Origin of the sequence: Halobacteriovorax sp. GB3 (assembly GCF_028649655.1) — a bacterium.
Taxonomy (GTDB): Bacteria; Bdellovibrionota; Bacteriovoracia; order Bacteriovoracales; family Bacteriovoracaceae; genus BSW11-IV.
The window spans coordinates 194,036-208,338 of record NZ_JAQSLN010000002.1 but is presented as its reverse complement, the minus strand read 5'-3'; the positions used below and the strand labels follow the sequence as shown (position 1 = coordinate 208,338).

11 protein-coding genes are annotated in these 14,303 nt (G+C 34.8%); 8 read left to right on the top strand and 3 right to left on the bottom strand.

Annotated features, from left to right (window positions below; genetic code table 11):
* The first annotated feature begins 132 nt into the window (after nt 1-132).
* From HBN50_RS05565 to HBN50_RS05545, 5 genes are all read left to right on the top strand, one after another.
* On the top strand, nt 133-1,425 hold the full coding sequence (locus tag HBN50_RS05565) for a nucleotide sugar dehydrogenase (RefSeq protein ID WP_273868543.1): 1,293 nt from the start codon (nt 133-135) through the stop codon (nt 1,423-1,425).
* Nucleotides 1,426-1,447: 22 nt separating this feature from the next.
* Nucleotides 1,448-3,244, top strand: a complete 1,797-nt coding sequence (locus HBN50_RS05560) for an LTA synthase family protein (RefSeq protein ID WP_273868542.1) — start codon at nt 1,448-1,450, stop codon at nt 3,242-3,244.
* Between the two features lie 116 nt (nt 3,245-3,360).
* Nucleotides 3,361-4,554 carry a trypsin-like serine peptidase gene (locus tag HBN50_RS05555; RefSeq protein ID WP_273868541.1) on the top strand — a complete coding sequence of 398 codons (1,194 nt, stop codon included), beginning with the start codon at nt 3,361-3,363 and terminating at the stop codon, nt 4,552-4,554.
* Between the two features lie 143 nt (nt 4,555-4,697).
* Nucleotides 4,698-6,050 carry a DUF2079 domain-containing protein gene (locus HBN50_RS05550; RefSeq protein WP_273868540.1) on the top strand — a complete coding sequence of 451 codons (1,353 nt, stop codon included), beginning with the start codon at nt 4,698-4,700 and terminating at the stop codon, nt 6,048-6,050.
* Entirely contained in the window at nt 6,028-7,425 is a 1,398-nt protein-coding gene (locus tag HBN50_RS05545) for a hypothetical protein (RefSeq protein ID WP_273868539.1), read from the top strand. The genes HBN50_RS05550 and HBN50_RS05545 overlap by 23 nt, the downstream gene beginning before the upstream one ends.
* On the opposite strand, the gene HBN50_RS05540 is transcribed toward HBN50_RS05545, so the two are convergent.
* Nucleotides 7,392-8,165, bottom strand: coding sequence for a glycosyltransferase family 2 protein (locus HBN50_RS05540; protein ID WP_273868538.1), 774 nt, complete (start codon nt 8,163-8,165; stop codon nt 7,392-7,394). The genes HBN50_RS05545 and HBN50_RS05540 overlap by 34 nt on opposite strands.
* Before the next feature lie 54 nt (nt 8,166-8,219).
* On the opposite strand from HBN50_RS05540, the gene HBN50_RS05535 reads away from it, so the two are divergent.
* The 3 genes from HBN50_RS05535 to HBN50_RS05525 are packed head-to-tail and all read left to right on the top strand — an operon-like array spanning nt 8,220 to nt 12,255.
* Entirely contained in the window at nt 8,220-9,698 is a 1,479-nt protein-coding gene (locus HBN50_RS05535) for a hypothetical protein (protein WP_273868537.1), read from the top strand.
* An 8-nt stretch (nt 9,699-9,706) separates the two neighbouring features.
* Complete coding sequence (locus HBN50_RS05530; protein WP_273868536.1) at nt 9,707-10,588, top strand: WxcM-like domain-containing protein; 882 nt, start codon at nt 9,707-9,709, stop codon at nt 10,586-10,588.
* Entirely contained in the window at nt 10,585-12,255 is a 1,671-nt protein-coding gene (locus HBN50_RS05525) for a DUF2079 domain-containing protein (protein WP_273868535.1), read from the top strand. The genes HBN50_RS05530 and HBN50_RS05525 overlap by 4 nt, the downstream gene beginning before the upstream one ends.
* On the opposite strand, the gene HBN50_RS05520 is transcribed toward HBN50_RS05525, so the two are convergent.
* Both HBN50_RS05520 and HBN50_RS05515 read right to left on the bottom strand, forming a co-directional pair.
* Nucleotides 12,230-13,162 carry a glycosyltransferase family 2 protein gene (locus tag HBN50_RS05520; protein WP_273868534.1) on the bottom strand — a complete coding sequence of 311 codons (933 nt, stop codon included), beginning with the start codon at nt 13,160-13,162 and terminating at the stop codon, nt 12,230-12,232. The genes HBN50_RS05525 and HBN50_RS05520 overlap by 26 nt on opposite strands.
* Complete coding sequence (locus tag HBN50_RS05515) at nt 13,162-14,256, bottom strand: DegT/DnrJ/EryC1/StrS family aminotransferase (protein ID WP_273868533.1); 1,095 nt, start codon at nt 14,254-14,256, stop codon at nt 13,162-13,164. The genes HBN50_RS05520 and HBN50_RS05515 overlap by 1 nt, the downstream gene beginning before the upstream one ends.
* Nucleotides 14,257-14,303 lie beyond the last annotated feature (47 nt).

The following is a 14,303-nucleotide window of genomic DNA, read 5'->3' as shown; positions in this document are numbered from 1 at the left end:
CTCTTCTACTCTTAAAAAGTTTGTGATGTTCTTATTAAGTTGGGGTTGATACACCCATTCAACTTTCTATTCAACCTGATTCTGCTCCTAGGTAGATATTACATCAAGTTTTTTTTGTGTTAGGATTTTTGTATGAATTTGAAAGAGAAAATCGACAGAAAAAATATTAGCGTCAGCGTGATTGGTCTTGGTCATATAGGCCTTCCTCTCGCCCTTAGAATAAGCGAATCAGCTATTCACGTTACAGGCATAGACATTGATACGAAGTTGATTCAAACGCTTTCAAATGGAGACTCTCACCTATCTCACATCGATTCGAAAAGAGTGAAAAAATCTCTTCAAAAAAATCTTCTCACTCTTTCATGTGATGATAAAAAAATTCAGCAAACTGATGTGACCATAATTTGTGTTCCCACTCTTTTAACAGAACAAAATGAACCTGACCTTACTAAGATTATAAATGTAACTAATATCGTTTCGAAAAATCTGAAGGAAAACCTCGACGATGAAAAGTTAATCATCATCGAAAGTACGCTTCCCCCAAAGGCCACCAGAGAGATCCTTCTTCCAATTCTTTTAGAGTCGGGAAGGACCTTAGGAGAAAACCTCTATATTAGTTATTCTCCAGAAAGAGAAGATCCAGGAAATCATGAGTTCTCTACGCAAACCATTCCAAAGCTTGTCTCGGGGCTTTGCGATCATTCGCTAAATAACGCTCTCAATTTCTACTCTTTGATTATAGATAACCCAATCCCAGTGGCGAGCACTGAAGTTGCAGAGATGGCCAAGCTTATAGAGAATGCGCAAAGGCTCATTAATATATCTTTTGCCAATGAGATGAAGATTTTAATGAATCGAATTGATATGAATATTGATGAAGTCCTCGATGCCTGTGCGACAAAGCCATTTGGCTTTCAAAAGGTCTCAGCTGGGCCAGGTATAGGAGGGCATTGTATCCCCCTAACCCCTCAATTTCTTTCATCTTTTTCTAAAACCTTAGGTATTAATTCCCAACTTATCGACACAGCAACGTCGATAAACTTAAAAATGCCAGATTTTGTTTTAGAGCAAGTCGGACATCACTTTCAATCGCCAAACCAGACGCGCCTTTTAGTCCTTGGAATCACTTACAAGAAAAACATCGCTCAAGTCGATAGTTCCCCCTCCCTTGAGATTTTTAAGAGTCTCATGAAAAGAGGTTATCAAGTTAGCTACCACGATCCTTTTCACCAGGAAATATTGATAGATGGGCAAAAGCTAGAGTCGGGCATTCTATCAAGAAAATATATTGAGAACTTCGACTGTGTAGTCCTTCTCACTGATCACGACCAGGTTGATTATGATCTTGTCGCACTCTCATCTCGAATGATCATTGATACACGAGGAAAATTCACAATCGATGGCAAGAGGGTTATCAAGGCCTAAATTGGTATGCTAATCTTTTAGAATGCTAAATTTAAATAAAACGTGGTTTACAACAAAATTTCTATGGTTTCTCTACTTTGGCTCACTCGCCTTCTTCCATATAAGAGGTGATATCCAAAAGATCGTTTTCAATACAGAAAACATTATCGTTATTTGCCTTGGTTTTTTCAGCCTCTACTTTTTAAGTGAGTCTTTCAATCATGCTTGTAAAAGCCGATTCATGAGAACCTTTTGGGGAATCTTTTTAATTATTCTCTATTACTTTGGAATCAAGTACCACTATCGTACGACAAATAGCTTTGATTACGCTGTCTTCATCGATAATATTCGCGATGCTCTCAATCCAGAAAGTGCAAAGGTTGTCGCTGGAACGTTTAAGTCCAAAGATATTTGGATTGCAGTTTATATGATTCCAGTTTTGATCTTTTTAGAGATTTGGAAAAAGATCTTCTCTAAGAGCTTTGTTCAAAGAAGGTTTACTTTTTCGGGGCTCTTTCTAGGCATCTATCTTATTGGGCTATTCAATCTCCCTTACCTCTTTGAGGAAGTAAGCTACACTGTGAAAACGGGACTAGAATACTATTTTGGAGGACTTGAAAAAGGAGAGCACTACAAGGAACTCTCATCAAAAGAAAATCCATTTTCAAAAGAATTGCTTTCAACGAGAGAAAGAAAAAATCCGCATATCTTTATTGTCGCCCTCGAATCTTTTAATGGCCTTTACATCAATAAAAAAGTTGATGGTAAAGTCATTACTCCAGTTATGAATGAACTTACAAAAGAAGGCCTTTACGCCAAAAACTTTTATGGGAACTCCATTCAAACGACAAAGGGGCATTTCAGTATATTATGTTCAAGACTTCCCCTACTCAGAGGAAAAGCTTCTTATAAAGTTGATCCTTCAAAAGTTGATTGCTTACCAAAAGAGCTTGGAAAAATAGGTTACGAAAGTCTCTTTTTTCAAATTTATAGTAATCTAGAATTTGATAATGCCAGGGCCTTTATGAAAGGAATTGGCTTCAAACATGTCCAAGCGGCTCTGCCAAGTAAACTTACAGAAAAACAGAGAAATGAGAATATCTGGGGCTGGGGAATTCAGGATGATCTGGGCTATAAACAATACCTTGATAGCTCTTTAGAAATTATCAAACAATCTGAAAAGCCTCTTTTTTCTATGGTTGCGACAATCAGCCACCATATGAAATTTAACTATATTCCTCAAAGCCAACGTTATATTTACCCTGGAGATTCCGGTAATGGTAGAAAAGAGCGCTACTTAAATTCTCTACATTTGAGCGATAAATACCTTGGAACATTTATTGATTTATTAAAAGAAAAAGGCCTTTATGAAAACAGTCTTATTATTCTAACGGGCGATCACAGTTTCCCAGGCGGAGAACATGGCTATTACTCTAATGAAATGGGTTACAATGAAGAATCTTTTCGCATCCCGTTTATCGCAATTTGGAAAAATCAAATTGAGCCACAAGTTATCGATAAGCTCGCCTTCTCTCAATTAGATATTGCACCGACTATTTACGATTACCTTGGATACAATTTAAAAATTAGAGCAAGTGGACAATCTATTCTTCAAGCAACTGAATCTGTTGCCCCAATTGTACAGCCTTATGATGGACTCTATCTGGGTTCAATTAACTGGCCTAGCAAATATGTCTGGTCCAAAAGATTCAACAAGACTGTTGTCTATAATCTACTTGAAGACCCAATGGAATTAAGACCAGTAGATATAGAATCTAAAGAAATATCGATTCTCAAAGACACTTTAACAGTCAATGAGAATACACTCCTAACTAAATGAAATTTCGAAGAGTCGTGCTGTTTAATTCTTAGACAGTACGATAATCTTTACATCTTAATAACCTCGTAAGACCTCAAAAAGATATAGTTTTTAAAAGAACTATAGTGAGAGAACTTATGAAACTTAGAGCTTTAAACTCGACATTAACAATTTTAATTCTTTCTTTACTCACATATTCCTGTAAAGAAAGTAACATTAACGAAACGGCCAGTAATCAACTTGAAGTTGTTTCTTCAAGTACCATCATCGATCAAGATGATAGGATCGCAACCAAAAGCACGCCCTTCGATAATAAAATTACAAACAAAGTCGGGCAAATTAGAAGTATTAAAATCAACTCTCAAGGAGAAAAAGGGTCTTTAAGCTGTAGCGCAGCTGTAATTGCAAAAAATCTAATTTTGACTGCCGCCCACTGCCTTTTTAAAGATACGATTAAAGGTGAACTAATTGAAGATGCCTATTTTTACCCAGGAGCAATGGATGTAACGACATATCCATTCGGTCGCTTTCCCGTCATCAAATCTTATCAACCAGCAGCCTACCAGGCGCAGGATGCAGTTGAGGATGAAAACGACTTTGCTATTGTCGAACTAGGTCCAAACTCAGAAGGAAAACACGTTGGACAGTTCGTAGGAACTCTAGCGTACTGGGGAAAAGCTGATCTTGAAGATGGAGATGCTACGACTATCGGTTACCCAGGAGATAAAGAGTCAATGGTTCAGCACTATGAAAAAGACTGCTTTGTTAAAGTTTATAGTGATAAAACTCTTAGTACATATTGTGATGTAATAAAGGGTCAAAGTGGTTCCCCACTTTTAAGATACTCCCAAAAGCATGGCTTCTATTTTATATTTGGTGTCATTACTTCAACACGCACCTACAGCAATGAAGCTTCAAGATTAACAAAAGAAAGACAAAGCATTATCAATGCCATCAAAAACTCAACTTTTAAAAGTGAGAACTTTGAAGAGAAGTGGAAAACGAATAAGCACTCTCATTCAAATGAAATTAATCTCTTTGTTCAAAATAAATGTAATAAAGACCTTTATGTCGCACTAAGATACAAGAATCTAGATGGAGACTGGAAATCCCAAGGGTTTCATATTCTTAAGAAAGGAAAAACAAAGAACTTAGGTGTAACTACTAATGGTGTCTTTTATTTTGCAGCTAGTGCTAATCAAGGTCGAAGCTTTATAAATAGAGCTGACATTGTTAGGGATCTTGAAGATGGTATGGGCGATGATGTTCATTTTGAGAAGGTACATGTTAAGAAGTTTGGTGATTATTTTAAGGTTTATGATTGTTACTAGAGAAGAAATTAAGTAAAGACAATTAACTAAATATATTTAATAATATTGTCCGAGAGAGAGTTTCTATGGACAATATTTTTAAACCTTCTAGGATTAGCTTAACGCTAGTCAATTTTTTATTAGCATTCATTATAATAGCATTTATGCTTAAAGCTCTTTGGCATAACTGTATTCATGCAACAGACTTTTCAATATACCAGGAAGCAATTTACGATATCGCTCACCTCAAAGACTTCAATCCTTTTATTACAATGAGGGACACTAAGATTTTTAATGATCACTTCGATCCAATTATTTTTCTTGCGGCTCCCTTTGTCGCTCTCTTTAATTATCAAGCAGAATCATTGATCATGTTCGAATTTCTGTGGTTAATCGGTATAGTCCTCTTCTTTTGGATGAAGTCAGATTTAAAAACGGAACAAAAGCTAACTGGTATTTTTTGCATTTTTCTAACTAAAGGGCTACTTTCAGGACTTTTCTTTCCAATTCATCCTTCAACTTGGGCCATGTTCCCATGTTTTACTCTCACGTACTCTATATATAAAAATAAAAAAACAGGCATATTGTTAAGTGTCTTAGCTTTATTTGCATTTAAAGAGTCTTTTGCCTTTGGAACGTTAATCCTTGGAATCTGGTATCTCATTAAAAGAGATTATAAGTTCTCTAGTATCATTGTATTTCTAAGTCTTGCCTCATTAGTCTTTAGCTTTAAATTAAGAGCAATCATCTTAGGACCGACAGTCAGTTATGGATCAAACTTACTTTCTTCTTATATAGACAATCCTGTAGAAAGTTTTACTTCTTTAATAAAGGAATTTCCCTACAAAGATTTCATCAAAGTTTTAGCACCATTTGTTCTTCCAATTGGCTTCTATTTAAAGAAGTCGAAGCAAGGACTTAAAGATCCCGTCTATGGGACACTTTTTTTCATTGCTCCTTTATTAGCAATCTTTATTTTGAAAAAAAGTATTCATTATCAATATGGAGCCCAAATAGTTGCCCCTCTCTTAGCATTGATTCTTTTTGCCCCAATAGAGAAAAATGTTTTTGCGACTAAAAAGTTCCCCTTTTTTATTGCTTTAATTTTTTTTCTGACAGGAATGGGAAGAATGACAAAGGCCTTCAACCTTGTCTTCCTAGATAAGAGTAAAACCTGTGAAGTGAGTGAAACAAAATCTAAAGAATTAATAAAAATTAAAGAAATTATTAAACACGGAGAATATAAAAAAATCGTCGCGACGGGCTCAACAATCCCAACAATACTGATCCCAGGAAAAGAATTCTATCAACTTGGAGTATATTCTAGTCGCTCATATTATTACGACCTCATTATCATTCAAAAAAGAGGTGGAAAAATCTTTCCCTATAATAATGATATTCACAAACAGGCGGCCAATGACTGCTTAAAAAACTCAGACCTAATCATGAATACCGATTTTTTCTTTGTAGCTGAAAACCCTAAAGGAACTTGTTATGAATTTGCTGACAAGAGATAAGATAATTAAAATTTCTTTTTCTTTATTTTTCATAAAAGTTATTAGTGCGATTTATCTCAACTTTGCTTCTATCGTTACTCCACACATTCATAGGCAAACAGATACGCTTGGAGTGACTTTAAGATATTGGCAAAAATTTAATTTCGAAGTCTTTCATTGGACGAATTTGTTACCATCTGTTTTAAATGCTGGAAAACACGGCGACATAATGCCGATGGAGTTTCCTCTCATTAACCTCATTTTATCTCCATTCTTTGCTTTGCCTTTTGATAATAAGCTCGCCATTGTTATGATGGTTTATCTTGTGATTACAACAGGTCTTTTTATTATCAACTATAAAGTTTGGAAAGATATCCAACTTTATAATGTAAGTATGGCCATACCAATGGCGATCTTACCACTAACAAGTTTCTTCATCGACTTTTCAACTAAGCTGATACCAGATGTTTGGTCATCTCTTCTCATTTTTATAGCAATGGGACTAATAATCAGTTCAAATTCAAAGAGATTACTGAGTTTTATTTTGATTACTCTAGGCTTGCTCATAAAACCTACTTCAATTACGGCCTTCGGCCTCCTTCTCATTCTTGATAAGAAAAAAGTCTTCAAAGTGAGCCTATCACTAATTGCACCTGCAGTACTCATTACAATTTTCTACTATAAATTTGGATGTCAATTTATCGATTTCTTTAGAACAGAGAAATCTCTCTTTGCTTACAAAATACATTCACCATTAGAGCTCTTCCTAGATTTTTTCTCTGAAGGTAAAAGAATCTTCAAGCTAATGAATGACTTCTTTTTGATCCGCTTTGGTTCAATAATTGTAATTTTAGTTGCTGCATTTAAGATTTTTTCTAAAAGAGATAGAAAAGTACTTGCACTTCTTTTCATCATTTCATTACAGCTTTTGACTATTATCCTCTTAAGAGGTGGAATGCTATTTGCTCATCAATACTATTTTCTTTCATTCACCCCAACTCTTTTACTCTTCAGCTTCTACGTACTAAGGGATCTAAATTTTAGGTTCCTCTTCACACTCATCGCCATTATTCTTGTTGTTAGAAATTTTGAACTAATGATTCATGAAAATAAGTCTATTCTCTCACAAAAAAATAGACATTCTCGAATTCGACAACAGTGCAACAAATTGAGAGATAGAAATCCAGAATTTCCATGGGCGAGGAACTTTATCTTTCGCTCAAGCCAAACACCTTATCCTGAAATAGGTTTATGTTTTTTAGAAAGAACTTCAAGCGAGAAATCCGGATACGGACTAGACTTTCTATCAACCCCATTACCTAAAAACTGTACTGAGGTTGATAGAACAAACGATATTAAAATTTATAGATGTGATGATTTTTTAAGTTTTAGATAGTCAAAAACTTCTTTTTTGAAAGACTCTTCCAGGCTCGTAAAAACATTGAATTTCACAATACACCAAAGAGCTGAGAAACCGTCTTTCCAACCAATTTTCTTACCTTCTGCATATGTTCTTCCATAGTAAGAGATTGGAACTTCATAAATTCTAATCTCAGGAATTTTAGAGATTTTAGCTGTCATTTCAGGTTCGATACCAAATCTTTTAGACGTTAGAATCATATTCTTAATAATTTCAGTTTTAAAAACTTTGTAACATGTCTCCATGTCCGTTAAGTTTAGGTTTGTGAACATATTTGAAAGTAATGTAAGAAATTGATTTCCAAGATAGTGCCAAAAGTAGAGAACTCTAGCAGTCTCACCTTTAAATCTAGAACCGTAAACGACATCAGCTTTTCCACTTACTAGTGGCTTAAGGAGAACAGGATATTCGCTTGGATCATATTCCATATCAGCATCCTGAATAATAACATAATCCCCTGTTACCTCTTGAAAACCACGTGTAATCGCAGCTCCCTTTCCTTGGTTATAATCCTGGAAGAAAAGATTAATTTTATCATTTTCTCCAAAATTCTTTTGTAAAATTTCTTTTGTATTATCAGTCGAGCAATCTTCAACAATGACAATTTCATAGTCATTGATCAGTTCATTTCGATTAAGAGTGTCAGTTAAAAGTTCTAATAAATTTGTAACTGTTCTCTCTTCATTATAAACGGGTACGACGACACTTAATTTCACATTTCATCCTTAAAACAAGTATACATAAATAATAAAATAGCTAAACTAATATACATGCTACATCGAACAACATCAAATAATATTTACAAACGGTTTTTACTGTTTTCTCTCTTCATTCTTATTACGATCCTAGTCCTTCGCTGCCTAGAAACGCTAACCGTTTTCTCTCATGGAGATGCCCTTTACTACCATCTTCCTTTTGCAAAAGTATTGGCAGAAACAGGAAGTTATTCTAATGCCATTCGTAATGTCTGCGGCTCTCTTCAGACAGGAGCTATCGAAATCCTCTTTTCCATTCCAGCATTACTATCTGTGAATCCTTTAACTATACAAATATCTTCACAATTGATTCACTTCTCTTTGGGGATGTTACTCGCTGCGGGTCTATTTTTTTATTACTTTTCTAAGATCAATCTCCCAATCGCCCTTCTAAGTGCAATTAGTGCATTAACGATTGCCAAAGGCACAGACTTCTTCCTTTACGCGAAATCGGATGGTACCGTTGCCAGCTTCAGTCTCCTAACAATAATGCTCATTATTAACGATAATTTCCTTGCCTCTATTAAGGGAAAGTGGCGATCTATTTTCATTGGATGCCTCCTAGGCCTCATTCCAGTCATTAAAATTAGTGGGCTATTTGTCATTGTTCCCTTTGGTATCTATTACATTATTAAGGAACGACGAAATCCTTCTCGCATTTTTATAACTACTTTTTTCGGACTTCTTTTTATCTCTCCAATAATCATTAGAAATTACTATTTTATAAAAAGTCCATTTTTCCCCGGCTTACTCTCCATTTTCCCAGGAGAAGCTTCTGAACAAGTAAGAAATTGGTACCTGAAATCACTTTCATCTAGTCTCACATTTTCATCTGTACGAGAAATTTTGAAAGACTTCTTTTTGGGAAAGGCATTTTTTGTTTTAACGATTCCTGCTTGTTTTTATGGTATTAAAAAGAAATATCAAAGCAATCACATCTTCTACATATCACTCTCAATCCTAGCTCTCTATCTCATTGCTAACGGTGGAGTTCCTAGTGAAAGATTCTTCTTCACATGCTATTTCCTCAATATTTATTACTTGTCTCAATTTCTCATTGAGTCGAAGTTAAACATAAAATATCAATATTTTATTCTTCTTCTTTTGATCCTTGCTGACTCAAAAATAGATAAATCATTAAAAAGAGTAAGAAATTCTCTTTTTAAAAAATATACGACTAACAAAGAAATGATTCGAGATAAGATTCCGCTTACAAGAATCTGGGACTCTATCAAAGAGAATAACTCTCTCATTCTTTCTGATCAATTCTCTCAGTATCACTATGCTCCAGATGGTACAAAAATTCATTTTCCTCAATGCAACAACAAAACTGAATTTCTATTCTCATGTAAAAGTGAAAATGATATTCTAAGGCTTAAAGATTACGACTATTTCATTCTCGCCCGTAGTTATAAAAATGATTGCTACAACTACATACAAGACAATGCGACTTTAATAGAAACAATCAATCAATATAGAATATATAAGAAATAGGATCCCTAATGAATTACTTCACTCACGAAAGAGCAATTTGTGAAAGCAAAAATATCGGTAACAATACACGAATCTGGGCCAATGCCCATGTTCTCCCTGAAGCTGTTATTGGATCAGATTGTAATATCTGTGACGGCGTCTTTATAGAAAACGATGTTGTTGTTGGAAATAATGTTACGATAAAATGTGGAGTACAATTATGGGATGGTATTAAAGTTGAAGATGATGTTTTCATCGGTCCAAATGCAACATTTACAAATGACAAACATCCAAGAAGTAAGGTCTATCCAGAGAGCTTTCTAAAAACTATTGTTGAAAAAGGTGCTTCTATCGGTGCGAATGCAACGATTCTTCCAGGTGTTACAATTGGACAATATGCCATGATTGGCGCCGGTGCCGTTGTAACAAAAAACATTCCTCCTTTTGCCATTGTAACGGGTAACCCTGGCCGTATAACTGATTATATTCACGATAGTGAAGCAAATGAAATGACTGGTGTCAGACTTGTAAGCTTTAAAGAAATTTCTGACAGAAGAGGCTCACTCGTCTTTGGGGAATTTGATAAACAAGAAATTCCTTTTCCAGTTAAACGCTTTTTTACAATTTATGATGTTAGAAATGGTTACTCACGTGGTGATCATGCTCATAAAGAATGCCATCAATTCATCATGTGCCAACGAGGTTCTGTTGAAATCGTCTGTGACAATGGCAAGGAGAGAAAGAAATTTGTAATTGATAAACCTTATCTCGGAATTCATGTTGAACCGGGAGTTTGGACATCACTTTTCAATTTCTCTTTAGATTCAACAGTCAATGTATTTACGTCTCATTATTATGATGAAGATGATTATTTAAGAAACTACGACTTATTTAAAGAGCATATTCAATGAAATTCTACCAGTATTTTGTAAACGCTCTTCTTACAGTTATTCTGACTATTATTGTTTTAGGTGGGTATTATCTCAAAACAGACAGCTTCAAGCTTGATCTTTCAAATGTCGATGTTTGGGGACTTGTTCTACTATTAACAATAGGTATTGGTTATCGCTTTAGAGAAAAGTTTGAAATGGACCCTCTAAAAAAACTTCATCAATTATATGAAGGTTTAAAAAGCGAGCGTCTATTTACTCCAGTTTTTCTTTTCTTTTCAATTGCAACCATCATAGGTCATATTTTTAAGCAATACTCTTTCAATTCACATGGTCTTGATCAAAGCTTTATTCATCAACCTATTTTCTATCCATTTTTTAATAATAAAGTCCTTTTTTGTGATCTTTGTCCGAATAACACTTTTTTTGGTGAACACATCAATTTCACTTTTTTATTAATTTCTCCAATTGCAAGCATACTTAAAAGTGATATTTTTCTATTCATAGTTAATGTTGTGCTTTTATATGGTGGTCTTTTTCTATTACTTTTATTCGGCCCGATTAGAAAGTACCGCAAATATTGGACAATATTCTTATTACTTATTTTGACTTCGAGAACACTTAGAAATGGTGGAATTTGGGATTTACGAGAAGATCACTTTGCCTTTTTCTTCATCATACTCTCATTTCTTTCCCTTTATCATAAAAAAGTATGGCTCTATTTCATTACATTATTAGCGGTCTTACTATCAAAAGAAAATATGCCTTATCTTGTGCCTTTTTTTGCCATTCCAATTTTCTTAGAAAAAGAATTTAAGTACAGTAAATCACATAAAATTATTCTTTCAGTTTTCACCGTTCTAATAGGCGGTCTTACTCTCTATTTAAACTCGAAGTATATTTCGCCATTTTTTAATGATGGTGTCGCTCCAACTCCTCACATGACGGCACGCTTTGATGGAATTGCAAATACGACAAGTGAGTTAATCTATAAAATGCTCTTTGATCCTAGTGCACAATGGAAATTATTAACGGAGAGAATACTAACAGGTGGAGCGGTCAAATACTTACTCATTCTTGTTCTGCCATTCACTTTGATTTTAAAGAAAAGATTTTTCTGGCTCTTTGCTGCAGCTCCAGTTGTAGCGATGAACCTTCTCTCTTATGCCTCAACTCAAAGAATGATGATCTTTCACTACGATCTAACAATTGTAGCGATTCTTTCAGTGGCCCTTGTTTTTAGTTTTCATGATCTTCTCACAAATGAAGAAAAATCAAATAAGTCCTTAAAGATTGCGCTACTGTTGGCAATTTGTGTATCAGGAAGATGGCCTTCTAGCTTTATTTGGAAGTACTTTCCAACGTTTGAAACGATTTCTGATGTTAATTTCATTAAGTCGATTCAAACGAAAGAAACCTTAGGTACATCAATGAAGCTCATGGGATATACTACTCATTTACCGAGCCAAACGGTACTTTATTTTGATGAGACAAATTACCCTAGATTTTGGGATAAGAATAAGAATCGTACAGAACTTGGTAGCTTCAAAAAAGATCTCTCTTATATACTTATCGATAAAAGAGTTAAGAACCAAGCTCTAATTTTAGATCAACTAAAAACCAACAACTGGAAAGAAGTTGACCGCTCTAATACGAATAACCTTATTTTATTGCATCAAAAACTTTAGTATTCATAACGATTGAGACTGGTCTTCCCTTGGTATTTTCATATGCTCTCCAAGTGTAGCTACCTATAATGGCCAGTCCAATTGAATTCAAAGCTGAGAAGAATAAAATCGTTACAATTGTCGCTGAGTAACCTGGTAATGAAATCATTCCAGTAGTCTTCGAGATGATAATAATTAATGCATAAACAACAGAAACAGCTAAGCTAAAGAAACCTATTTTATAGAAGAGTCGAATAGGAAGATCTGTAAAAGCAAAAACAGAATCCATTAAATATTTAAGCTTTCTTTTAAATGTCCAAGCACTCACGCCGATTTCTCTCTTGCGCCTCACATAAGACACGACTTTTCGTGAGAACCCGATCCAATATAATAAAGCGACAAGTGAAGTATTTAATTCTTTCAACGAAACGAGCTGGTCGCGAACCCTCTTTGAACAACCAAAAACATCAACTCCACCTTGTGGTATTTCAGGTTGTACAAATTTCTTATACATTGTCCAAAAGAGATTAGAGAATATCGAGCTCATAAAAGGATCATCTCTTGTCTCTCTCGTTCCAACAGCAATGTCATGCCCCTCATCTAGAGCTTTTTGAAAATCGATCATGAGTTCTGGCGGCTCTTGTAAATCAGCGGCCATCACACCAAAAGACTCTCCTTTGGCATAATTTAAACCTGTTAAGATTGCAGCAAATGAACCAAAATTTCGAGAATGAGCAATTAATTGCGAACGGAACTCCACATTATTTAAAGACTCTTCCAGAAGTAAGTAAGACTTATCAGGACTTCCATCGACGACAAAGACGACTTCTAACCCTTGTTCAAATTTAGAATTTAGATTACTAAGAGCTTCAATTAAAGGAGCAATATTTCCTTCATTTTTATATACTGGAATGACAATTGAAAACACTACTTCTCCTTAAACTCTTTAATTAATCTACAAACCTCTCTCACATCATCTTCACTATGAATATAGGAAATTGGTAGTGAAAGTGTTTGCTCGTGAATTTTTTCAGTTAGTGGGAAAGAACCAAATTCAAAGTCTTTTAAACAGTTTTGCTTATGAGGTGGAATTGGATAGTGAATTTCTGATTTAACACCATTTTCAAATAGATATTCTTTCAACTCATCTCTATTTTCCGTCAGAATATTAAAGATATGAAATGTATCGACATATCTTTCATTTCTTGTCGGTAATTGAATATCTAACTCTGATAACAAATCAAAATAAAGATCAGCTAACTTCTTCTTATGTTTATTGATTTTATCCAATTTCACTAATTTCTTGTTTAAAAAAGCAGCTTGGCACTCATCTAGTCTTGAGTTCATTCCAATGAATTCATTGTGATATTTTTGATAAGAACCATAATTACGTAAGGCCTTTATCTTCTCTCCAAGGACTGGGTGCTTTGTTGTGATTGCACCACCATCACCGAGTGCTCCTAAATTTTTTGTAGGATAAAAACTAAAGGCCGAGAGATCGCCCCAAGCACCGGCCTTCACACCATCTAACATGGCGCCATGAGCTTGAGCGGCATCTTCAATCACAAAGAGATCATTCTCATCTGCGAGAGCGCAAATCTTGTCCATCTCACATAATTTCCCATACATATGAACACAAAGAATTGCTTTTGTTTTATCTGAGACGCTTTCTTTAATCTTTTCTACTGAAATATTGTAAGTAATTGGATCTGGTTCAACGAGAACAGGAACTAACTCGGCATTAAGGATTGAAAGAACAGAGGCAATATAACTATTTGCAGCAACGATGACTTCACTTCCTTTTGGCAGATCGAGGGCCAAAAGCGATAATGTAATAGCATCGAGCCCAGAAGCTACACCAACACATGATTCAACCCCACAATATTTTGCAAAGTTCTCCTCAAATTCGGTTACATTTTTCCCCAGTACATACCAGCCAGACGCCAGAAATTTTGAGAACTCATCTTTATAATCTTCAAAAAGGTCTTCATTCAATTTCCCTAAATTCTCGTATTCAATCATCGTAAATTCCAATTCTTTATATGTTCAATAACTCTAAACTTTGGTAT

Bases quoted from the DNA above. Each gene is read 5' to 3' on its own strand.
- HBN50_RS05565 (WP_273868543.1), top strand. From the start codon at position 133: ATGAATTTGAAAGAGAAAATCGACAGAAAAAATATTAGCGTCAGCGTG.
- HBN50_RS05560 (WP_273868542.1), top strand. From the start codon at position 1,448: ATGCTAAATTTAAATAAAACGTGGTTTACAACAAAATTTCTATGGTTT.
- HBN50_RS05555 (WP_273868541.1), top strand. From the start codon at position 3,361: ATGAAACTTAGAGCTTTAAACTCGACATTAACAATTTTAATTCTTTCT.
- HBN50_RS05550 (WP_273868540.1), top strand. From the start codon at position 4,698: ATGCTTAAAGCTCTTTGGCATAACTGTATTCATGCAACAGACTTTTCA.
- HBN50_RS05545 (WP_273868539.1), top strand. From the start codon at position 6,028: ATGAATTTGCTGACAAGAGATAAGATAATTAAAATTTCTTTTTCTTTA.
- HBN50_RS05535 (WP_273868537.1), top strand. From the start codon at position 8,220: ATGCTACATCGAACAACATCAAATAATATTTACAAACGGTTTTTACTG.
- HBN50_RS05530 (WP_273868536.1), top strand. From the start codon at position 9,707: ATGAATTACTTCACTCACGAAAGAGCAATTTGTGAAAGCAAAAATATC.
- HBN50_RS05525 (WP_273868535.1), top strand. From the start codon at position 10,585: ATGAAATTCTACCAGTATTTTGTAAACGCTCTTCTTACAGTTATTCTG.
- HBN50_RS05515 (WP_273868533.1), bottom strand. From the start codon at position 14,256: ATGATTGAATACGAGAATTTAGGGAAATTGAATGAAGACCTTTTTGAA.